Source organism: Clostridium sp. 19966 (genome assembly GCF_032335695.1).
In the GTDB taxonomy this organism is placed as follows: domain Bacteria; phylum Bacillota; class Clostridia; order Clostridiales; family Clostridiaceae; genus JACTOJ01.
Map to the genome: position 1 here is coordinate 53,821 of NZ_JACTOJ010000022.1, position 22,046 is coordinate 75,866.

The following is a 22,046-nucleotide window of genomic DNA, read 5'->3' on the forward strand; positions in this document are numbered from 1 at the left end:
TTTTTATTTTTGCTTTAAAGAATAATTTTATGCTTTTATTTTTCTATAAAAAAACAACTTTTAAAGCAATTGCGCACTTTAAAAGCTGTTTTAAAATTTTTTATATTTTTATATGGCTCTGTTTTATATTAATTATCAAGCTTAGGCATTTCTTCACCAGCATCATTAAAATATTTTCTCAAAACAGATTTAAAAGCACTAACATCCAATTTGCTATCATCCGGCGTTATATCTTTATATACAAAGTCATTTAAGACTTTAGCATTTTGATCTTTGTCAACCAGCAAATACCAAGCACCTTTGTACATTCCTCCCCAGCTTATCTTATCTAGTGGTATACTTAGTTTTTCTACATTTATACCTCCAAATTTACTTACAGTATAAGCATCATTAAGCAATGTAGTAGGTTCCATATTAGTCTTTACACACTTCAATAATTTTGTTGCCAAATTTGTATATTGAAGGCTTGTCATAGTTTTGAACTTGTTAAGTAATACGGTAAGAACCTGCTCCTGTCTTTCCATCCTCTCATAGGTTCCATTGCCAACATATCTTATTCTTGAGTAAGCCAACGCCTGCTGACCATCCAAATGCTGCGTTCCTCCATGAGTAAGGGGTGGGGACTTAACCTTATCAACTTCTCCAATATACTTATTAATTTCTTTTACTTCAGAATCTTTTACATCTATATCTACTCCGCCTACAGCATCAATTATATCTTGAAATCCCCAAAAGTTTACTATTATATAGTTGTCCAATTTTATTCTAAAGTTAGTTTCTATAGTTTTCAATAAAAGATCTGGTCCGCCTAACTGATATGCCTCATTTATTTTAGCAGGCTTATATTTAGGTATATCTACATAAGTGTCCCTTTGTATGGCTGTAAATCTTATTTTCTTGTTATTTGCATCTATGGTAGCAATTATTATACTGTCAGACCTAGCCGCCTCTTTCTCATCTCTGCCGTCAGTACCAATAAGCAAAATATTCGTTATACCTTCCTGTTCAGTATATATGGGGTCTTGTGTAGGAACGTCCTCTAGGCTTATTTCCTTTCCTTTTTCATCCACATATTTAGGCACATCGTTAGCGTTTACATGAGTCATTTGTCTAACATATAGCAAAAGACCTCCAAAGCTCAATGCAATTATTGCAACAATAGATCCCAGCACTAAAGCTATTTTTTTCTTTAAGCTCATTTTTTTCGAGTTTTTATTCTTCTTTTTAAACATATCTAGTTATAGCCTCCTTGGTAATTTCAATATTAGATAGTAAAATAGCATAGATTAATAAAGACTCTCATCTATAATGTAGGAATTAAAATCAGTATAAAAATTTTAAAAATATAACTAATACTCATCTATTATAAGCATGTACTATATAGCAATTTATGTTATTGTTGTTAATTGTTAAGTTCATATTAAATTATGTTATATTTTTAAAATACGACAAGTTATGGAATTAGTTCGTTATTCTTACCGATTTTATATTCATACTATATGTTTTTAAGGTTATACTAACATTAATATTTACTATAATATCATTAATTAATCGTAAGTCAAAGAAATATTTATATTTTTCATCAATAAAGGAGGAAATTTTATGGATAATAATAAAAATTTACAAAAGACTCGTGAAAAAAGCAATGCTGAATTAAGAAAAATGTTTCCCAGAGAAGGTGCAGATATAGGAATTGAAAATGGTAAAAAAATTGGAGCTTCGGAAAATGGCAATAAATTTACTAAAAGATCAAAATTATCTCATAACAAATAAAAGCTATATTACGGAAACATCTTTATGCTTAGTATTTTTAGTGTAATGCAGAAATAAAAGATTTACTTATAGCTAATCTTCTTGTATATGGAATGTTAAAATGCTAAAATATATTTTGAAATTTACAATATTAATCAATACAAAATTAAACAGTATATGAAAAGAGATTATCTATATGAAAATTGAAATTCTAAATATGTTATTAGACAATAAAGGAAATTTTATTTCCGGGGAATATATTAGTGATAAATTAGGAATAACAAGAGCTGCGGTATGGAAATATATTAAAAGCATTAAGGAAGAGGGTTACGAAGTAGAATCCTCTTCCAAAAAAGGCTATAAAATTATAGGTCGCCCTGAAATATTAACCTATACAGAAATCAAAGATTTTTTAAACACTAAATTTATAGGAAGAGAAGTTATTCATTATTCTTCTGTGGATTCAACAAACCTAAAAGCGAAAGAAATCAATATTAAAGACATAAAAAGTGGCACTGTAGTTGTAAGCGAAGAACAAAGCTCTGGGAGAGGTAGGTTGGGTAGAAAATGGGTATCCCCTTTTGGAAAAGGCGTATGGATGTCCATAATATTAAAACCTGACATAGATCCTTCTAATGCCTATAAGCTGACAGTGATTACTGCCGCTGCTGTGTATAATGCACTAAAAGCTAACGGTATAGAAAGTCTTATCAAATGGCCCAATGATATATTGCTAAACGGCAAGAAGATTTGCGGAATTTTAACAGAAATGAGTGCAGAATTAAACATCATAAATAATTTGATTATAGGAATAGGCATAAATATAAATTCAAAGCCCTGTGACTTTCCGGAGGACTTAATTTCTATAGCCTCTTCACTATACATTGAAAAAAATATAGTATTTAACAGAAAAAAGATAATGGCAGATATATTAAATAATTTTGAGCTTCTTTATGAGTCTTTTATATCATCAGGATCTATAGAGAGTTCCATTGATATTTGTAAAAATAATTCTGCTGTCTTAAGTAAAGATATTCTTTTGGTAAAGAGAAACGAAAGCATACTTGTGAAAGCAATTGACATAAACAGTGAGGGATATCTAATTGTGCAGGAAGGCAATGATATATATCCTGTAATGTCTGGAGAAGTGTCAATCCGTTCTTCAAGAGGTTACATATAAAAAGGGGGTTTTCTTAGCACTAGAAAACCTCCTTTTATCTTAGCAGTCTAACTCTTTATAAATTATTTCGTTTATTGGAGCACCTGGAGCAACCATAGGAAGCACTTTATTGGTTTCATCTATTAAGCAGTCAATTATAATAGGCTCCTGTAACGAAAGTGCATAGTCCAATGCCTTATCCAAATCACCTTCATTTGTTACTCTTATGCCTTTTATTCCATAAGCCTCTCCTAGCTTTAGGAAATCCACATCTTCTCCCAATAGAGTGAAGGAGAATCTTTCATTGCAGAACATTTCCTGCCACTGCCTTACCATGCCTAGAGCATGATTATTAAATATAAGCTGAATCACAGGACACTTATATCTGGCCAAGGTCGAAAGCTCATTACAATTCATTTTAAAGCTTCCGTCACCTGCTACATTAATTACTTTCTTATGAGGATTTCCAAAAGATGCCCCTATAGCAGCTCCCAATCCAAAGCCCATAGTGCCAAGCCCTCCTGAAGTTATAAAACTTCTTGGCTGCCTATAGGAATAATATTGGCATGCCCACATCTGATGCTGCCCTACCTCTGTAGTTATTATAGCATCTCCTTTAGTTACTTCGCTTAATCTATTCATTATATATTTAGGATTTAGCCCCCTATAATCAAAATCCATAGGATATTGATTTTTCCATTTTTCCATTTGTTCAATCCAATTATCATGCTCTTTTTTATCAATAATTAAAAGCAATTCTTTTAAAACAGCTTTTACGTCACCAACTATAGGTACATCTACTCTAACATTTTTTCCTATTTCTTTAGGATCCACATCTATGTGTATTATTTTAGCTTTAGGAGCAAAACTATCAACATGGCTAGCTACCCTATCGCTAAACCTAGCCCCAATAGCTATTAGCAAATCGCAGTTTGTTATACCGTAATTGGATCCATGAGTTCCATGCATACCAACCATTCCTGTGAATAATGGATGTTCATTAGGAAAAGCTCCTGTTCCCATTAGTGATGTAGTGACAGGAGAGCATATTTTTTCTGCAAATTCTATAAATTCGTCGGCAGCTTCAGATATTATAATACCTCCGCCGCCATAAATCATAGGCCTTTCACTTTCCATAATAAGTTTTGCAGCCTTTTCAATATTCTCTTTATCCAATTGATATTTTTCTTCATAAGCTTGTTCTAAAAAATATGCCTCTTTTTCATATTCAATATCTAAAAGCTGCAAATCTTTAGGAATGTCTATAAGAACAGGCCCTGGTCTACCGGATTTTGCAATATTAAAAGCTTCTCTAATTATTGAAGGTATAGATTCAATAGAATCTACGAGATAATTCTTTTTAGTTATTGAAGCTGTTATATTCACTATATCTATTTCCTGAAAGGAATCTCTCCCTAAAAGTTTTCTTCCTACTTGACCAGTTATTACTACCATAGGTACAGAATCTCTGAACGCTGTAGCAATACCAGTAACAGTATTGGTGGCTCCCGGTCCTGAAGTAGCTATAACTACTCCAGTCCTTCCAGTAGACCTGGCATATCCATCTGCTGCATGAGTAGCCCCTTGTTCATGAGCAAATATTATATGTCTAAGTTCTTTTTCATCATATAGCGCATCATATAGTGGAATAACTGCACCTCCAGGGTATCCAAATATTATTTCCACGCCCTGCTCTTTTAAACACTGCAAAATTAACTGTGCCCCATTTAATTTCACAAATATCACCCCAAATTCAATTTTGAAAAACCTACCATCCTGTTTAAGGCAGAGGTCAATATCCTATTTTTACTCTACTTTATCTTTATCAAGCCATGGCATCATTTTTCTAAGTTCAGCCCCAACCTTTTCAACTTGATGCTCCTTTTCCAGCCTTCTCATTGAATTAAAGTATGGTCTCCCAACTTTATTTTCAAGAAGCCAGTTCTTTGCAAAAGTTCCATTTTGAATTTCCTTTAAAACTTGCTGCATCTCTTTCTTCGTATCTTCAGTAATAAGTCTGCTTCCCGTTACGTAATCTCCATATTCCGCAGTATCACTTATAGAATATCTCATAAGGCTCAAGCCGCCTTGATTTATTAAATCAACTATAAGCTTCATTTCGTGCATACATTCAAAATAAGCACTTTCAGGTTGATATCCTGCCTCTACCAAAGTTTCAAAACCAGCTTTCATTAAAGCAGCAACTCCACCGCATAACACAGCCTGTTCACCGAATAAATCTGTTTCAGTTTCTTCTTTGAATGTAGTCTCAAGAACACCAGCTCTCGTTCCACCTATACCCTTTGCATAGGCTAAAGCGTAGTCTTTAGCTTTTCCAGAATAATCCTGATACACAGCTATTAAATCTGGAACACCATTGCCTTCAGCATACTGTCTTCTAACTATATGTCCTGGTCCCTTTGGTGCTACCATAAATACATCTACAAAAGCTGGAGGTTTGATTTGTCCAAAATGTATGTTAAATCCATGGGCAAATACTAAGGCCTTTCCTTCTGTCAGATTAGGTTCTATAGCTTCTTTATAAAGTTCAGCCTGCTTTTCATCTGGTATAAGTACCATAACAATATCACTTTCCTTAACAGCATCTGCTACGAGCTTAACTTTTAGCCCTGCTGCTTCGGCTCTTTTCCATGATTTGCTGCCTTCATACAAGCCAACAGTTACATCAACGCCACTATCTTTTAAATTTAAAGAGTGTGCGTGCCCCTGACTTCCATATCCAATAACTGCAACCTTTTTACCTTTCAATAATTCTAAGTTCGCATCTGCATCATAATATAATTTTGCCACAATAAATCCCCCTCTTTATTTGTTTTTATACATTTTATAGTATATTTATAAAACATATTTATGCAGTGCTGTATTAAGCCCCTGTATTTACGAATTATTCTCAATATTCTGTATATTGAATATGTATTTCATCCGTTTTTCATTATATTACAGCACTGGTTTTAACAGAATTAAATTTAGAGAACAAAAAAACAGCCTTCTCCCAACGCTGGGGCGAAAACTGTCCGCGGTGCCACCCAATTTGAACTCAATAAATAACGGCTTAGCCGGCAAAGCTTACTCTTTAATAATTTCAGCCCGCAACTCAGAGGTGATTTTCAAAGTTAATCCATCTATGGGCTTTCACCTTACCCCACTCTCTTTTAAGAATTCAAAACTTCTACTCTTCCTCATCAAAGTATTTGATATTAGAAAATTTGTATTGAATATACTTTACCACCCATCTTAATCTTTGTCAATACTTTTATAAAAAAATTAATCAGAAATATGAAAGTCTATTTATTCATTTAATCATTTATTATAATAATTAATTTATTGTTTATATTTTTTCTATTCTTTAAATATTTAATATGCCTTTCTTTTTTACTGCATATTTGCATGTTGACAGTTATATTTATTCATAGTATATTATGTTTTAATATTGACTGTATATAACAAATTTTAATAATTATATTTTAATGAGGTGATATAATGAGAAGTTCAGAAGTAACCCAAGGTTTTGCCAGAGCCCCTCACAGATCATTATTTTATGCTATGGGGTATCTACCTGAAGATCTAGAAAAACCACTAATCGCTGTAGTTAATGCTCAAAATGAAATAATTCCAGGACACTTTCATTTAAACGATATTGCCCAAGCTGTAAAATTAGGTGTAAGTGCCGCTGGAGGTACCCCTATCGAATATCCTTCAATCGGTATATGCGATGGCATTTCAATGAATCACAGCGGAATGAAATATCCGCTAGCCAGCAGAGAATTAATAGCTGATTCCATTGAAGCCATGACTATGGCACATAAATTTGACGGAATGGTGCTTATAGGAAATTGTGACAAAATTGTTCCAGGAATGCTTATGGCTGCTGCCAGATTAAATATTCCTGCAATATATGTAGGCGGCGGTCCTATGCTTCCAGGAAAGGATAGTCCTAGCGGTGAAAATCTAGACTTAATAAGCGTTTTTGAAGGCATAGGCAGTTTTGTTGAAGGAAAAATAGATGAATCTAGATTACAGCTTATAGAGAAAAAAGCTTGTCCATCCTGTGGAAGCTGCGCAGGATTATTCACTGCCAATACAATGAATTCTCTTTCAGAAGCACTAGGAATCACTTTGCCTGGAAACGGAACCATACCCGCTCCCTTTGGTGCAAGAAGACAGCTTGCGAAAAAGACCGGAATGAGAATCGTTGATTTAGTAAAAAAAGATGTAAAGCCTAGAGATATTTTAACTTTAGAAGCTTTTAAAAATGCTATAGCCTTAGATATGGCAATAGGAGGCTCCAGCAACACTACTCTTCACCTTTTAGCTATCGCCAATGAAGCAGAAGTTCCATTAAGACTTGAGGACTTTGACGAAATAAGCAAAATGGTTCCTAATATAACAAAGCTTGCTCCTGCAGGTGTGCATAGTATGTACGATTTAGAAGAGGCTGGAGGTATTTCCGCAGTTATAAATCAATTAATAAAAGCAGGTCTAATAAATGGCCATTTACCAACAGTTACAGGATATACATTAAAAGAAAATGTAAAAAATGCTGCTGTGCTTAACAAAAATGTTATAAAGCCATTAGATCAGCCATATTTAAAAGAAGGCGGTATAGCGGTTCTTAAAGGAAATTTAGCACCGGAAGGTTCAGTTATTAAGCAGTCAGCCGTTTCACAAGAAATGCGCCACCACAAAGGCCCAGCTAAGGTTTATGAATCTGAGGAAGAAGCATATGAAGCTATTATGAAAAAAGAAATAAAAGCTGGTGATGTGGTTGTAATTAGATATGAGGGGCCTAAGGGCTGTCCTGGAATGAGAGAAATGCTAAGTCCAACTTCCGCTATAATGGGTATGGGATTAGAAAAAAGTGTAGCTCTTATTACTGACGGAAGATTTTCTGGCGGTACAAAAGGTCCTTGTATAGGACATGTCTGTCCAGAAGCTTCCGAGGGTGGTCCCATTGCAGCAATCAAAAATGGAGACTTAATCGAGATAAACTTAGATACCAGAAGCATCAATGTATTAATTTCCGAGGAAGAATTAAAGGATAGGTTATCAAAATGGACAGCTCCAGCCTCTAAGGCTAAAAAAGGCACCTATCTTCATAGATACAGCAGGCTTGTGACTAATGCCAGCAAAGGTGCTGTATTAGAATAACAATTTACGCCGAAGCTCTATTTGATTTTCATCTGAGCTTCGGTATTTTTATTATTGGTTCTATTCTAAATCAGTGTTGATTTTTATACCACATAAGTACCATACAAATTGCTTTTTCCATAACTTGCCTCTTCATAGGATTTACATAGCAGTGCTCTTATATATCCCCTATCCTTGGTGGTAGAGTCAATATAGAACCCTCTGCTGTAATAAAACTGTATCAAAGATAATATTTTTGATGCAGTATGAAGATAAAGCATTTTCACACCTCTGTCCTTCATAACCTTATCTACCTCATTAAGCAGCAACTTTCCAATGCCATGATTCTGATGCTCTACAGACACGCTGAATCGGCTTAAATAGGCAGTATTATCATGCTTTATCTCAACTCTGACTCCGCCTACCAATATATCATTATATTCTGCAACTAAAACAATTTTTGTTTTTATATCCCGCTCCACATCTTCCACAGTTTCATTAAGCGCAGGGATAGTCTCACTTATACCAACACATTTACCATAAGAGGCAAATGCTTCTGCCGTTATCTTTTTTATCATATATACATCCGAAGATACAGCTTTACGAATTATAATTTCACTATTATCCATAACAATTCCCCCAGTAAGCTATATTGTAATTACATATTTATAAATATTATATGCATAATTATACAATCCTTAGAGAAATATTTCAACCTATTTGCAAGATTTTGTTTTACAAAAATAAACTATGCCAGAACCTCAACAATATATTGAAGTTTATAGCATAGTTATTATAAATCGAAAATTAATCAGTATTAATTAAACCTTACTTGAAAAATAGTTTCTTGGGATATACCCTTTTTTTATGCCTTCTGTTACTGCTAAATATGTAGCGGTAGTATCGAATCTAGCATCATGGTAATTTCCTGAGCCTTCAAATAATTTATTGCTTATTTCTCTTATATTATCATTGTTTATTCCTAAAAATCTAACTAATTCCTCTAACTTAGGGTTTTTTCTTTCTCCTCTGCCATTGACCATTTTGCATATATCTTTATAATAATTCATGGTACAAAACACATTATTAGGCTTAAACTCTTCTCCGCAGCCTTCAATTTCATGAGTTAAAAAGTTTATATCAAAATTCACATTGTGACCTATAACAAAATCAGCTTCGCTAAAGTCTTTGTATATATTTTCAAAATGATCTTCAAAATACATTCCTTCACTTAGCTCATACAAATCTTCTGCACTAAAACCATGTATTTCTTCCGCTGAAGGTTCTACATAGTCAACTGCAAAAAATATATTTTTACCTGTGGTAGAATTGGGTTTCATTGATGTATCCACCGTAATATAACTCAACTGGCATATGCTGCCTGGTTTTAATCCTGTAGTTTCAGTGTCAAAAAATATCAGTTTCATTTTTTTTCTCCTCTAAATACATGTATACTTATACATTATTCTATAGCAACAAGATCAACTCTTATTATATTGTTCAATGTGCTCAATATATCAATCAGTTCCTTAATTTCAATATCTAATTTAGCAATATCTAATGTTATATTAATATAGGCAGCACCATTAATAGGAATATCCTGATTTATAGTATATATATTTCCACCATGCTTTGCAATGTTATCTAAAATATCAGATAAAGTTCCTGCTTTATCTATTATTACGATTGAAATTGTTGCTTTTTGACCTTTCATACCTTCTTTTAAAGCAAATACGTGATCCCTATACTTATAGAAAGTACTTCTGCTGATGCCAACAGCTTTAACAGCTTCCGTTACATCTTTAACTCTATTAGTTCTTATGAGTTCTTTTGCCTCTAATACTTTGGTATATACTTCTGGTAGCACTTCAGAATTTATTACTATATAATCAAATCTCATAGCTTCACCCCGTTACTATTAATATTCATTTTACTTGAGGCTTTCTAAGTATTATATCATAAAAATATCTGCACAAAAATTAAGTGCAGATACTTCCTTTAACATCATTATAAAATATTTAAACAAAATTATATACTGGCACGAAATCACAATAATATTCCAGCATGTCTTCACTGTACAGTTTTTTACCCATAAATGCAAATATTATATCCTGGCTCTTGTATCCTTGCTTATATAGTTTAAAGTCCTTCATTAGTCTTTTAACCACAGCAAGTTTAATATCAAGTTTCTCACATATTTTATCCATATTATAAAAATCTTTATTGAAAATTTTCATAAGCTTATATTGCAATTCTAATTTATATTTCAAATCAATCTCTATAGATTTATGTGGTCCCTTGCTTCCTCTGTGATGTTCTTCACAAAGATATTTTATATTTATCTGGTGATTTATTCCACCCTCACACCTATGGATTATATGGTGCTTGTCAGCACTCCTGCCACAAATTTCACACCGTAACAATGAATCTCCTCCCAATTTATATTTTAGTGATAAATATTTTATCCAGTTAATTAAAGTCTATCTGTTAACGCCATTGTTTTTACTTACGCTAATATCATTAAGTTCGTTCTGGAAAGCCTTTAATAAAGCCTTTTCAAGAACTTTTTCATGATCGAAATTAGTTATATCCTTACATACAGCAAATACCTTGTTCTCTTCGCCAAAAGGATTTTTGTAAGTTAAAGTTACATTAGGCTTATCATACTCTACTTTTAATATTTTCAATGCCCATGATAAATGTGCTATATTATCTTCAGTAACGTTTAAATGAGTGTTTTTATTTAAAACCTTCTTTTCCTCATCAGGACTTTTTACTATTATAAGTTCATCTCCAACTTTGTACTTGCTCATAAGATATTTTCCTCCTTAAAATTACGTCGCTTAAATACAACTATAGTATGTAAATTTAGCTAATTATACAAAATATGAATCATAAAATTTTTAACAAAATAACAAATTATATTTTAAATTTTTATTTATTCATATCATCACCTAAATTTTAATACTCTTTCCTCCAAAATGCAACCTTCAAATTTGGACATATCTCTATATTTACAAATTTATCAATATCAACTTCTAAATTAAAAAATCTTGTACTCTTTAATTATAATATCACCCTTTTTTGAATTTTTCAAATTTTCTGTTTTGAAAGCCATCTTCTGCCTCTATGTTTTAAAAGCTGGCAGTTAAGCAAAAAGCCATCCAAATATAGGATAGCTTTTTGCTTTTAGATATTATCTTCCTTTTCCAACAATGTTTTTTCCCTTAGCTTTTTCTATTTCTTCAGACTCTACTATTTCAGGCTTCTTGCTTTTAGTTGAAGCTTTTTTAGCTTCTTTTTTACTTTCTCTATGTGTCATGTATACCACTCCCTTCTAAAAATTATACTTTCCAATTTTACATTTTTAATACATAAACAATAAAAAAAGGGATAAAAATGTGAAATATTTTATCCCTTGACTGTGTTTCCTAATAGTTAATGTATAGAGTTATTGGTTAAATCCAACTTCTTTAATTATATCTATAAAAGCTTTAACAATTAATGCCGTAGATCCCCATATTACATGTCCTTCATATTCATAAAAGTATTGAGGCATTGTCACCGTAGCAAAGGGGTAATTTTTACCGCCATTTATCAAATGATAAGGAAAATCTTCCTTAAGTACTGGGGAAATACTCAAATCATACCTTAAAGGATCATTATTTTTAAAAAATTCCAAGGGAACTTTAAACACACTCTCAACTTCATCTTCATTATAAGTAAAGGAGTACTGTTTTATTTTTGCTACAAAAGGATGCATAACCCCTCTATAGGGGGTAACCAAATAATCCATTGGAGCAATTATTTCAAAATCACTGTCTTTTATAAGTAATTCTTCCATAAGTTCTCTTCCCGCAGTTTCTTTGTAATTTTCACTGGGTTCTACCTTCCCCCCTGGTAGACAAATATCTAGGGGCTGGCTTTTTAATTTTGCAGATCTTACCTCAAAAAGTATTGCCTGCTTCCCCTCTTCTTCAATTATAGGTATTACCACAGCACTTCTTCTTAAATTAAAAATAGATTTTTCTTTTCTTTCTTTAAATATCTTCTCTATATTATCCATATAATTCCTCCAACATTTAATATATTCTGTATATAATACCGTTGTCCATTGGATTTAATAATGATATACTATTTATTGTTACTAAAATTTAATATTATTCGTATTAAAAATTGTAACCACTCATAAAAATGCATGATACAAACCTAATATTAACATATATAAGCGCTAAGGAAAATCCGCTATTGTAACTTTATAAAACCTTTTTACCTTCAATTTTCTGTTATAATAGCAATTTACTAATTAAATTATGTAAAAACATAAAAGGAAGGAAACTAAAACATGAAACGACTAAAATTTTCTCTAATTTTTACACTCGCTTTGACTGTAACTACTACCCTGCTCCCTGGATTTAAGGCTAGTGCTGATGAACAGCCTCCTAAAATAGTTGGAAAAGCAGCTATAACCCTTGATGTACAGACTGGAGAAATAATTTACGCAAATAATATTGATGAAAAAAGATATCCTGCCAGTGTAACAAAGCTAATGACTGCTCTCTTATTTGCACAAAACAAAAAAAAGACAGATAAAATACCTTACACTGAAGATGCTAAAAAGCAGCCAGCTTTTGCTTTAAGTACGGATGTCTTTAGAAATATAAAAATTGGTGATACTTTATCAGCAGATGATACTATGAAGGCATTATTAATGTTTTCTGCTAACGATAGCGCCTATATGATTGCTGACGCTGTAGGAGGCTCTTCTGATAACTTCATAAAGATGATGAATGACGAAGCTGCTAAGCTAAGTATGAAAAACACGCATTTTGTAACAGCTAATGGCTTAGATGATTCCACTACTGATCACCTGACCACAGCTTATGATCTTACTATATTAGCAAGAGCTGCCTACAATCAGCCTTGGGTTAAAGAAGTCATGGGAACTAAAAATAGTAAAATAACTCTTTCTAACGGACTCACCGCTGCAGTGGACAATAGAAATAAACTTCTTGGTGTAGATGGTAATGTAGGTGGCAAAACAGGTAATACTACAAAGGCCGGAAGATGTCTAGTTTCCATATATAATAGAAACAATCGATTAATGGTTGGAGTAGTAATGGGATCAGTATGGGATAAGGATGATACTCAAGTATTCAATGATATGCAAAAAATAATCGATTGGAGTTATTCTGCTAAAAGAACTGTGTACACAACTAAAAATACCCAAGTAAAAGTTGAAAAGCTTCAATATAAACCTCTTAAGTTCATTGGCCCAACTAAAACTATAGATATGCCAATGATAATCCATGATGATGCAAGCTACTATGCTAATGATGTAAATAAGAAAGAATTAACTGCTAACATAAAAACTGATAGTATAGATCCTTGGAATTTATCAGCTAATACAGAAGTTGGAAAATACCAACTAAAAGGCAGAGAAAGTTTAAATGAATATTCATTATATACAACTATAACTTCAAAAGATATATATGCTCAGAACAGAGGTCTCTATACAGCTGTTGGAGTTGGTACTGTGGCAGTATTAGCCATTGTAGTTGCTCTGATAGTATTTATAAGAAAAACTGCAGCGAGATCTAGAAGATAATTATCCTGTTATAAAAATTGGGTTATTGCAAAGCTAATATTAATCAGCCCAACACAAATAAAACCATGCATAATATACGAATTGCATCTCTATTTATGCATGGTTTTCGTATTACTTAGTACTTTTATACATTATGCAACAGCCGCTTTTTCTATAGTCCGTATTTTTCTAATATTTCATCCTTAAAATAGCCATTTTCATAGAAAAGTTCCTCATCTGCATATATTTTTCCATTAGTTTTCATGTCACAAATCATATCCCAATGTATTGCGGATTTATTTTTTCCACCAGCTTGATCTAGGGAGTTACCAATTGCCATATGTATGCTTCCGCCTATCTTCTCATCAAATAATATGTTTTTAGTAAATCTCTTTATTCCATAATTGGTTCCTATGGCCACTTCTCCAAAGTAAGAAGCTCCTTCATCAGTTTTTATTAAGGCATCTAGAAGTTCATAACCTTTTTCCGCTTCCCACTTTACCACCTTTCCTCCCTTTACTTCTAACTTTATTCCTTCAACCTCTTGTCCCATGTATATTGAAGGATATGTAAAAGTTATATATCCATTTAGCGAATCTTCAATAGGAGAAGTGAATATCTCACCATCTGGAAAATTTAATTTTCCATCGCAATTTATCCATTTCCTTCCTTGGACCTTAGCAGTTATATCTGTACCTTCCGCTATAAAATGGATCTCTTTTTTAGTATCCAAATATTTTACCCATCTTTCCTGCTTCTCACTTATTTTTCTCCACTCTTCTGCTGGATCATCAGATTCTACAAGTCCAGCTCCATAAACAAAGTCTTCATATTCTTCAAGGCTCATAGCTGCTTCTTGAGCGTCTGAAACCGTAGGGAACATAGTTCCGCACCATCTTAAAGATCCATCTCCTATTCTTTTTAAATATATCTCTTGAGATTTTTTATTCCCTTGTGCTCTAAGTTTAAATTTTTCTCCGGAAATATTAGAAAAACTCTTTGTATTTGTTCCTCCCCATGCAGAAAGCCATACATCAGCCTTTTCCATAACTACTTTATTTATAGTTCCCTCTTGCATAAGCTGCTCATCCGTAGCATTTTTTAGTATAGCTTCCGTTACATTCTGTGATGACATTGAAGTCTCCACATGGGCACCCGCTCTCACAGCTTCTTTAGCAACCTCCACAACCCATGGTTCTATAGCAATATCTCCAGAAATGAAAACAAAATCCCCGGGCTTTACCTTTGTTGAATAATTTACCAATACCTTTGCTAACTTATTAAGCCTTGTATCCTTCAATTTTATTCCTCCTCATATTAACATCTATTATAATTATATACTTTTATGCCTTAATGCACCACAGCTATAAGTTTTTATTTATAAGTTAATATGATAAAATATTATAGTAATATTTCTATGATATATAAATTATTCTTAATGGAGGATTTAATATGGATTATATTGATTTGAGAAGCGATACTGTAACAGCTCCTACTAAAGCCATGAGAGAAGCCATGATGAATGCAGTAGTTGGCGATGATGTTTACGGAGATGATCCTACAATGAAAGAACTGGAAAGCTATGCTGCAAACTTGGTAGGCAAAGAAGCTGCCTTATTTGTACCTAGCGGAACCTTTGGAAATCAACTTTCACTCTTTACTCATTGCAAAAGAGGTGATGAAGTAATATTAGGAGAAGACTGTCATATAGTAGCACATGAAGTGGGTGCTTCCTCTGTTATAGCAGGTGTACAGCTTAGAACTATTCAAAGCAACAAGGGGGTTCTTGATGCTGAGGAAATAAGAAAAAGAATAAGAAAAGGTTCCGAAGACATACATTATCCCAGCACTGGACTTATTTGCTTAGAAAATGCTCATTCCAACGGAAGAGTTATACCTCTAGACAAAATGGATGCAGTTTACAAGGTTGCAAAGGAGGCATCCCTTCCTGTACATCTTGATGGTGCAAGACTTTTTAATGCTGCCAGCTACTTAAATGTTGACGTAAAAGAAATAACTAAGTATTGTGATTCCGTCATGTTCTGCTTATCCAAAGGACTATGTGCACCTGTAGGCTCAATAGTAGCAGGTTCAAAGGAATTTATAGAAAAAGCAACAAAGCTAAGGAAACTTATGGGCGGTGGATTAAGACAATCTGGAATACTTGCTGCTGCTGGTCTAATAGCTCTTAAGGATATGACAAAAAGAGTTAATGAGGATCACTTAAACGCTATCTATATGTCTGAAGAATTAAGAAAAATAGATGGCATAGAAGTAAATGAGGAAAACCTGCATATAAACATGGTATTTTTTAAACTCCCCTCACATGTAAATGCCGATTTTCTTGTAAAACATTTATTAGACAAAGGTATAAAAGTAAATGGACCTGAAAATGGCGAAATGAGATTCGTAATTCATTACTGGATAGATAAGCCTAAGATAGATTTTGTAATACAAGCTCTAAAAGAAGCTATCTCTATGTAGAAAACATTTTAGGCTCCTAAATCAAAACATTTAGGAGCCCTTAGTCTGAAAGTTAGAATAATCCACCATTCCATCCCCAATTACCATCAGAGACTTCATAAAACACTACATATATTTTTGAGCCTTGAACTTCAAGCTCTTCACTTAACAGATCACATATTTCAGCTGTAAGCTTATCTTTATGCTTTTTATCAGCGCTGCCAAATATTTTAATTTCTACTATAGCAGCCTTCTCTTGTTTTTCTCCTTTGAAGTATAGACTCTGACCATCATTAAAGCCTACAAAAAGCCATTCCTCGGTCTTTCCAGGCAAGTTTTCTATAAGCCTTCCAAAAGCTGTTTTTAACTTTTCTTTCTTATCTTCCTCAAGTTTCAGTGGAGTAACACAATTAATATATGGCATATTTACCCATCCTTTCTTAAACTTATATTATATATTTCTTTTATAAATCTTGACTGTTTTACTGGCTCACCATTCTTGTTTTCCAAGGAAATAATATGGAGATTTTTCTTTGCTCTTGTCAGCGCTACGTACATTAACCTTCTTTCCTCTTCAATAGGAGAAAAATCACCATTTTCAAAGCTGTCTAAGCTTCCTCTTGACGGTATCACATTTTCAATAACATCTATTATAAATACATTGTCAAATTCTAATCCCTTTGAAGAGTGTATGGTGGATAAAATAAGGCTGTCCGACTTTTTTTTCTTACAAGAGTCCTCCAATATTTTTTCCAGTTCATCAATCCTATTTAAAAAATTTACAAGACTGCTGCACCTCAAAGCTAGTCCTTTAAGATTTGTAACTATTCCTCGCAAACTATCATAACTATATCCAAACTTTTGAGAATTTTCTTTTAAGTATTTATTGTATCCAAAATCCTTATCCATATATTCTATGAAATCCCAGGGGCCTTTATATTTAAGAGTATGCATATTATTTATAAATCTGGTTAAAATTCCTTTAGCATTCTTTTCTGATTCGCTTATTTCCTCACATATTTCAAATAAATTCTTACCAGAATCAGCCTTTAACACTATTTTATGAGCTATTTCTTTAGATATATAACTTTTTATTCTATAATATACTCTGTTAAAACCTTCAAAATCTCTATTATCTATGGTGAGCATCATTAATGCTTTTATATCTTGAACTACAAAATTTTTAAAGAAAAATTTATTATAATCTCTTAAATAGAAACTAACACCTTTTCTGCTTAATATATCTCCTACCCTTATGCAGGACATATTATTTCTAAATAGTATAGCATTGCTTGCATTTTCATTCAAGTTTCTCAATATGTATTCCGCTTCTTCTTCCTCATCTTTTACTATCACAACTTTTTCATTATTTCCAGATGGATTTTTAGTATATAAATTTTTTTCGAATCTCTCGCTATTAAATTTTATAAATCCATTGGCCAGATTGACTATCTGAGGAGTGGATCTAAAATTTTCTTCTATATAATAGGTCTTAGCATCCCCATACATACTTTTAAATTCTAACAAAAATTTAGGATAAGCTCCTCTAAAGCTGTATATACTTTGATCATCGTCTGCTACTATAAAAATATTATTACTGGGCTTTACCAAAATTTCTATTATTTTATGCTGCAGCTTTGAGGTATCTTGCCCCTCATCTACCTGAACATATTTATATATATCTCTGTATCTTTCTCTTACTTCTTCATTACTAGATAGAATTTCATAAGTTAAAGAAAGCATGTCATCAAAATCAATGTAGTTGTTTTCTTTTTTTATATTTTCATATTGATTAAATATATCATAAAAATTTTTTATGCAAATTTCATTAGAATAATTGGTTAGTTCTTTGCTATCCAGCATCATATTTTTCGCAAAACATATGGAATTGCTCAAATCATCTAATGCATCATCATCTATAACTTCCTCATTCAACTCTTTATAGATTTTCCTCAAAATAGTTCTTTTGTCCATGGGAGTATCACTATTTTCAATAATTTTATAGTTTTTTCCTTGAGTCGATGAATATTTTCTAAGTAACTCATAGCAAAATGAATGTATTGTTGAAAAATTAGCTCCAATATCCGTCATGCTGCTAAAAAAGCTAAAATACCTATTTCTCATATCTAAAGCTGAAGCTTTGCTAAAGGTTATAGATAAAATAGATGCAGGATTTATTCCATGATTTATTATTAAATTTGCTGTTCGTGACAGCAATACAGTAGTTTTGCCTGCACCAGGCACTGCTAAAACAAGAGCTGCTCCATCCTTATGCAATACAGCCTTTTTCTGATTTTCCGTAAGCCTTATTCCACAGTTTATATTCAATTTTTCTAGAAAATTATTTTGGTTTAATGAAGTTTGAGAATCATTTTTTTCTAAATCCTCATGAGCTTTTCCAAAAGTTTTGCTATCATTAGGAGCAATTAAGTCTAAAAGTTCCTCTGCTGCTCTCCTATTATATTCAGCACTATCCTTATCTGAAATTGCTCTTATAATATTAATATATTTTTTAGGTATATCAAAATTTTTTAGAGCCTTTAAAGTGTATTGTCTGACCTGCGCATGACTATCTCCTAAGTTATCAATAAGAAAGGGTATAGCTTTACTGCAGCTTTCCAAATAGTTTTTGCTTAATTTGCTTATTGCTGATGCAGCAAGCCTTTTTTCATTAGTTTTTCCTTTGCTTATATACATTATTAGATATTTTATAGCCGCTTCTTGTCCACTTTCTCCAAGCTCATAGGGAGTCATATCAAATAAACTTTTCATAAAATTTCCTTTTCTTTAAGAGTTTTTACATTTATGTTTTTATATATAATTATAATCTATCGATGTAGATAATTATAATTTTATCAGAAGCCTAAGTCAAATTCACTATATCAAATCCATAATCTTTCATAATTATTTTGCTTTCGCTTTTTGCCTTTAAAAGGTATAAGGTTTTAATTATGTCCTCTATACTCATAAAAATATTAATAAGAAAAATAAGTTTTATCTGCCATATGGAAAAAGCTGCTGTTAATAAAGAAATAACAAGAAGAGGTGCTGTTAATACAATAAGGAATTCTGTTCTATTCATCTCTTTTTCAGATATTTCTTCCGCTGAAACAAAAAAACCCTTAAACTTATATTTTACAGTGCCACCAAAAATTTTGATAACTGTTCCGTGGACAAATTCATGAACAAGCTTTACTACTATCACAAATAAAATTATATATAGACATATATCCAACAGAAAATTGCTTGTTATTACTAAATTTTTATTATCTAGAAGTATTTGCATTAAAATATTACTAATATAGCCTCTCATTAAAAATAATATAAAGTATCCTAAAAGTACACTTAAAGCATGAATTTTTTTAGTATTTTTATATATCATATAACCACCTCACCTACAATTATTTCCATAATACGTAAGTTTTAAACTATTTCTTACTAATTAATTAAATTAATATTAAACCTTGCAGATTATATGGCAATTTACTTGGATAAATGTTATTATATAAATGTTTAATATACTACAGAATTAAATAAGCAAGGGGATTTAAAATTTATGAACGTTATTAGTTACTTGTTTGACTTTGTTATGCACATCGATAAGCATCTGAGCCTTTTAATCGGCCAATACGGTGTATTGGTATATGTAATGCTTTTTCTTATAGTATTTTGTGAAACCGGACTTGTAGTAACTCCATTCTTACCTGGAGATTCTATGATTTTTGCTGCTGGTACTTTTGCAGGCATAGGTGACTTACATATTGCTATTCTGTTTTTCTCTTTATGGGCTGCAGCTATATTAGGAAACATAGTTAATTATAGTATTGGAAGAAAAATTGGTCCTAAAATTACGGGAAAAGAAAACCCCAAATTTATTAAAAAAGAGTATTTAGATAAAACTCATGCTTTTTATGATAGATATGGTGGACTTACTATAATAATAACTAGATTTATGCCAATCATTCGTACATTTGCTCCATTTGTAGCTGGTCTTGGAGAAATGAAATACTCAAAATTTTTCTTATTTAATTTAATCGGTGGAACATTATGGGTTTCTCTTTTCGCCTTCGGTGGATATTTTATAGGTAACAATGCCTTTGTAAAAGCGCATTTTACTGAAGTTATTTATGCAATACTGATAATATCTTTACTTCCAGCTTTCATAGGCGCTTTAAAGGCAAAGTTCGGAAAAACTAAAAAAGCTGCTTAAAAAAGGATTTTTCACTTTTGGTGAAAAATCCTTTTTTATTAGTTTTATTTATAAATCAGTATCAATTTAAAGCACTTTATTATCTTATAGTTTTCTTTTTACCGAAGATCAGTACAGCACATCCAGCTAATACGAATATCAAACCTGCTATTTCAAGAACATTACTGTCTATAATTGCCCCTGTTTGAGGAAGCTTAGAATTATCAGATGATTTTTCCGCTATAACATATTGGCTAAAATGTGGTGTTTTAAAAGTTACAGTATTTCCACTTACTGTTGTCTCCATCTGTTCGAACTGTTTTGTAGTTTCATTATAATAAAACACTGCAAGATTGCTCTCATTTAATCCTTTTAAATCATCATCACTTAGGGTCAATGTTATTTCTGCGGTTCCATTTGCAAAATTATGAATAGCTGTAGTTTTATCCCCATCTATCACATTTAGATCAAATTCGAATACTCTTTTTACTCCATTTATTCCATTTAATATATAGCTGCCTGTCAACACGGATGCCTTCAACACTACTTTAGAAGTATCGCTTAACAAACTGGAGTCTATAGCTGAGAAAGGAAGCTTTATTACAATATTAGCTCCTGCCTTTACAGTAACAGAGCCTGTACCGCCTTTTATATCTTTTCCATCTGCTATAGTTACTTCTACATCATTAAACCCAGTGGAGCTTGTTGCATCTACAACATTTTCCGAATCTTTATTTACTGAATTAACCGTTATAGGCAAAGTGCCGTTAGCAACGGAGTTTACCACTATATTAGGGGTTTTATCATTTGATTGTGTTGGAGTTATTGGCTGTGGTGCCACTGCATTAATTATAGAAAAATAGTCTTTATTAGTTTTTGAATCATATCCAAAAGCAATCATATTGTAATCATCATAAACAGTTAATCCATCCATATAGCTATTTACTTGATATTTAGCACTCCAGTTTCCATTTTCATATTTTTCTACCATGCCATTGTCTATTTTCCACAAATTGTTTTTGTTATCTATTTCTACACGATATCCAGTATTGCTTATATCAGTGATTTTATCTTCAAGTATTTTATTATCTTTTAATGAAAAATCTATACTTTTATATTTCCTATCCGTACAAATAATCATATTTCCTTTATCACCAGAAATATTTATTGATTTTATCTCTGTATCCAAGGATATGAAATCGGCACTATATTTATAGCAATTTCCATTTGAGTCTAATCCGTATATATAGTAGCTTTCTTTTGGTACACCACCAAATTCATCTTCGCCATAATAATTGTTATATGTATACAACTTATTTGTATCTGTTGCAAATGAACCATAGCTACCTGAAAACTCTATTATCTTTTTACTTGGCGAAATAAATCCAAAAATACCCTTATTATAACTATATTCATAGTCACACCATCCATTTGATAATTCTTCCATCCATAAATTCGCGTTATTGTTTGTACCATATTTAGTATAGATAGCATTATTTAATTCATTAAAATCGCTATTTTCTCCTACTATCTTTCCTTCATTCATATCGAAGTTAAAATATTTTTTAGTACTTTCATCAAATAAAATAGCATTCTTTTCTGCATATTGTATTCTATTTATGACTTATTATGCCAAATTTTTATTGTTTTGTAGCTAGATTCACATTAATAAAATACCTTTATTTCATTTTTATTTATTTTATGTAATAAAAAGTATTATTTTTATTAAAATATTTATTTTTACATAT

At 32.0% G+C, this 22,046-nt stretch carries 21 protein-coding genes and 1 other annotated feature; of the genes, 6 read left to right on the forward strand and 15 right to left on the reverse strand.

Annotation, left to right across the window (positions count from 1 at the left end):
• Positions 1 to 128: 128 nt before the first annotated feature.
• Complete coding sequence (locus IAI10_RS18985) at positions 129 to 1,232, reverse strand: LCP family protein (RefSeq protein ID WP_315674880.1); 1,104 nt, start codon at positions 1,230 to 1,232, stop codon at positions 129 to 131.
• 370 nt (positions 1,233 to 1,602) lie between these two features.
• Here IAI10_RS18985 and IAI10_RS18990 point away from each other — a divergent pair, with 370 nt between their 5' ends.
• Both IAI10_RS18990 and IAI10_RS18995 read left to right on the forward strand, forming a co-directional pair.
• Positions 1,603 to 1,773, forward strand: coding sequence for a hypothetical protein (locus IAI10_RS18990; RefSeq protein ID WP_315674881.1), 171 nt, complete (start codon positions 1,603 to 1,605; stop codon positions 1,771 to 1,773).
• Between the two features lie 175 nt (positions 1,774 to 1,948).
• On the forward strand, positions 1,949 to 2,932 hold the full coding sequence (locus tag IAI10_RS18995; RefSeq protein ID WP_315674882.1) for a biotin--[acetyl-CoA-carboxylase] ligase: 984 nt from the start codon (positions 1,949 to 1,951) through the stop codon (positions 2,930 to 2,932).
• 39 nt (positions 2,933 to 2,971) lie between these two features.
• On the opposite strand, the gene ilvB is transcribed toward IAI10_RS18995, so the two are convergent.
• Positions 2,972 to 4,648, reverse strand: a complete 1,677-nt coding sequence (ilvB, locus tag IAI10_RS19000) for a biosynthetic-type acetolactate synthase large subunit (protein WP_315674883.1) — start codon at positions 4,646 to 4,648, stop codon at positions 2,972 to 2,974.
• A gap of 69 nt (positions 4,649 to 4,717) precedes the next feature.
• A complete protein-coding gene (ilvC, locus tag IAI10_RS19005) occupies positions 4,718 to 5,722 on the reverse strand; it encodes a ketol-acid reductoisomerase (RefSeq protein WP_315674884.1) in 1,005 nt (334 codons plus the stop codon).
• A 206-nt stretch (positions 5,723 to 5,928) separates the two neighbouring features.
• Positions 5,929 to 6,127: a binding site (T-box leader), on the reverse strand.
• A 285-nt stretch (positions 6,128 to 6,412) separates the two neighbouring features.
• On the opposite strand from ilvC, the gene ilvD reads away from it, so the two are divergent.
• Positions 6,413 to 8,080, forward strand: coding sequence for a dihydroxy-acid dehydratase (ilvD, locus tag IAI10_RS19010; RefSeq protein ID WP_315674885.1), 1,668 nt, complete (start codon positions 6,413 to 6,415; stop codon positions 8,078 to 8,080).
• 83 nt (positions 8,081 to 8,163) lie between these two features.
• On the opposite strand, the gene IAI10_RS19015 is transcribed toward ilvD, so the two are convergent.
• From IAI10_RS19015 to IAI10_RS19045, 7 genes are all read right to left on the reverse strand, one after another.
• Complete coding sequence (locus tag IAI10_RS19015) at positions 8,164 to 8,688, reverse strand: GNAT family N-acetyltransferase (protein WP_315674886.1); 525 nt, start codon at positions 8,686 to 8,688, stop codon at positions 8,164 to 8,166.
• Between the two features lie 192 nt (positions 8,689 to 8,880).
• On the reverse strand, positions 8,881 to 9,486 hold the full coding sequence (locus IAI10_RS19020; protein WP_315674887.1) for a 3'-5' exonuclease: 606 nt from the start codon (positions 9,484 to 9,486) through the stop codon (positions 8,881 to 8,883).
• Positions 9,487 to 9,521: 35 nt separating this feature from the next.
• Positions 9,522 to 9,959 (reverse strand): ACT domain-containing protein, encoded by a 438-nt coding sequence (locus tag IAI10_RS19025; RefSeq protein ID WP_315674888.1) that lies wholly within the window; start codon positions 9,957 to 9,959, stop codon positions 9,522 to 9,524.
• A gap of 118 nt (positions 9,960 to 10,077) precedes the next feature.
• Positions 10,078 to 10,482 (reverse strand): HNH endonuclease signature motif containing protein, encoded by a 405-nt coding sequence (locus IAI10_RS19030; protein WP_315674889.1) that lies wholly within the window; start codon positions 10,480 to 10,482, stop codon positions 10,078 to 10,080.
• A gap of 57 nt (positions 10,483 to 10,539) precedes the next feature.
• On the reverse strand, positions 10,540 to 10,872 hold the full coding sequence (locus IAI10_RS19035) for a hypothetical protein (protein ID WP_315674890.1): 333 nt from the start codon (positions 10,870 to 10,872) through the stop codon (positions 10,540 to 10,542).
• A 383-nt stretch (positions 10,873 to 11,255) separates the two neighbouring features.
• On the reverse strand, positions 11,256 to 11,381 hold the full coding sequence (locus IAI10_RS19040; RefSeq protein ID WP_315674891.1) for a hypothetical protein: 126 nt from the start codon (positions 11,379 to 11,381) through the stop codon (positions 11,256 to 11,258).
• Between the two features lie 129 nt (positions 11,382 to 11,510).
• Positions 11,511 to 12,125, reverse strand: coding sequence for a CoA pyrophosphatase (locus IAI10_RS19045; RefSeq protein ID WP_315674892.1), 615 nt, complete (start codon positions 12,123 to 12,125; stop codon positions 11,511 to 11,513).
• 279 nt (positions 12,126 to 12,404) lie between these two features.
• On the opposite strand from IAI10_RS19045, the gene IAI10_RS19050 reads away from it, so the two are divergent.
• A complete protein-coding gene (locus IAI10_RS19050; RefSeq protein ID WP_315674893.1) occupies positions 12,405 to 13,667 on the forward strand; it encodes a D-alanyl-D-alanine carboxypeptidase family protein in 1,263 nt (420 codons plus the stop codon).
• A 151-nt stretch (positions 13,668 to 13,818) separates the two neighbouring features.
• Here IAI10_RS19050 and IAI10_RS19055 read toward each other — a convergent pair whose 3' ends face one another.
• Positions 13,819 to 14,946 (reverse strand): aminopeptidase, encoded by a 1,128-nt coding sequence (locus IAI10_RS19055; protein WP_315674894.1) that lies wholly within the window; start codon positions 14,944 to 14,946, stop codon positions 13,819 to 13,821.
• 152 nt (positions 14,947 to 15,098) lie between these two features.
• Between IAI10_RS19055 and ltaE the strand changes: the two genes are divergently transcribed.
• Entirely contained in the window at positions 15,099 to 16,130 is a 1,032-nt protein-coding gene (gene ltaE / locus IAI10_RS19060) for a low-specificity L-threonine aldolase (protein ID WP_315674895.1), read from the forward strand.
• A 52-nt stretch (positions 16,131 to 16,182) separates the two neighbouring features.
• On the opposite strand, the gene IAI10_RS19065 is transcribed toward ltaE, so the two are convergent.
• From IAI10_RS19065 to IAI10_RS19075, 3 genes are all read right to left on the reverse strand, one after another.
• Positions 16,183 to 16,533: a phenylpyruvate tautomerase MIF-related protein gene (locus IAI10_RS19065; protein ID WP_315674896.1), complete on the reverse strand. Its 351-nt coding sequence runs from the start codon at positions 16,531 to 16,533 to the stop codon at positions 16,183 to 16,185.
• Positions 16,534 to 16,535: 2 nt separating this feature from the next.
• Positions 16,536 to 18,881 (reverse strand): ATP-dependent helicase, encoded by a 2,346-nt coding sequence (locus tag IAI10_RS19070; protein WP_315674897.1) that lies wholly within the window; start codon positions 18,879 to 18,881, stop codon positions 16,536 to 16,538.
• Between the two features lie 91 nt (positions 18,882 to 18,972).
• On the reverse strand, positions 18,973 to 19,491 hold the full coding sequence (locus tag IAI10_RS19075; RefSeq protein WP_315674898.1) for a DUF3267 domain-containing protein: 519 nt from the start codon (positions 19,489 to 19,491) through the stop codon (positions 18,973 to 18,975).
• A gap of 174 nt (positions 19,492 to 19,665) precedes the next feature.
• Between IAI10_RS19075 and IAI10_RS19080 the strand changes: the two genes are divergently transcribed.
• Entirely contained in the window at positions 19,666 to 20,319 is a 654-nt protein-coding gene (locus IAI10_RS19080) for a DedA family protein (protein ID WP_315674899.1), read from the forward strand.
• A gap of 79 nt (positions 20,320 to 20,398) precedes the next feature.
• Here IAI10_RS19080 and IAI10_RS19085 read toward each other — a convergent pair whose 3' ends face one another.
• Entirely contained in the window at positions 20,399 to 21,844 is a 1,446-nt protein-coding gene (locus tag IAI10_RS19085) for an LPXTG cell wall anchor domain-containing protein (RefSeq protein ID WP_315674900.1), read from the reverse strand.
• Positions 21,845 to 22,046: the final 202 nt, after the last annotated feature.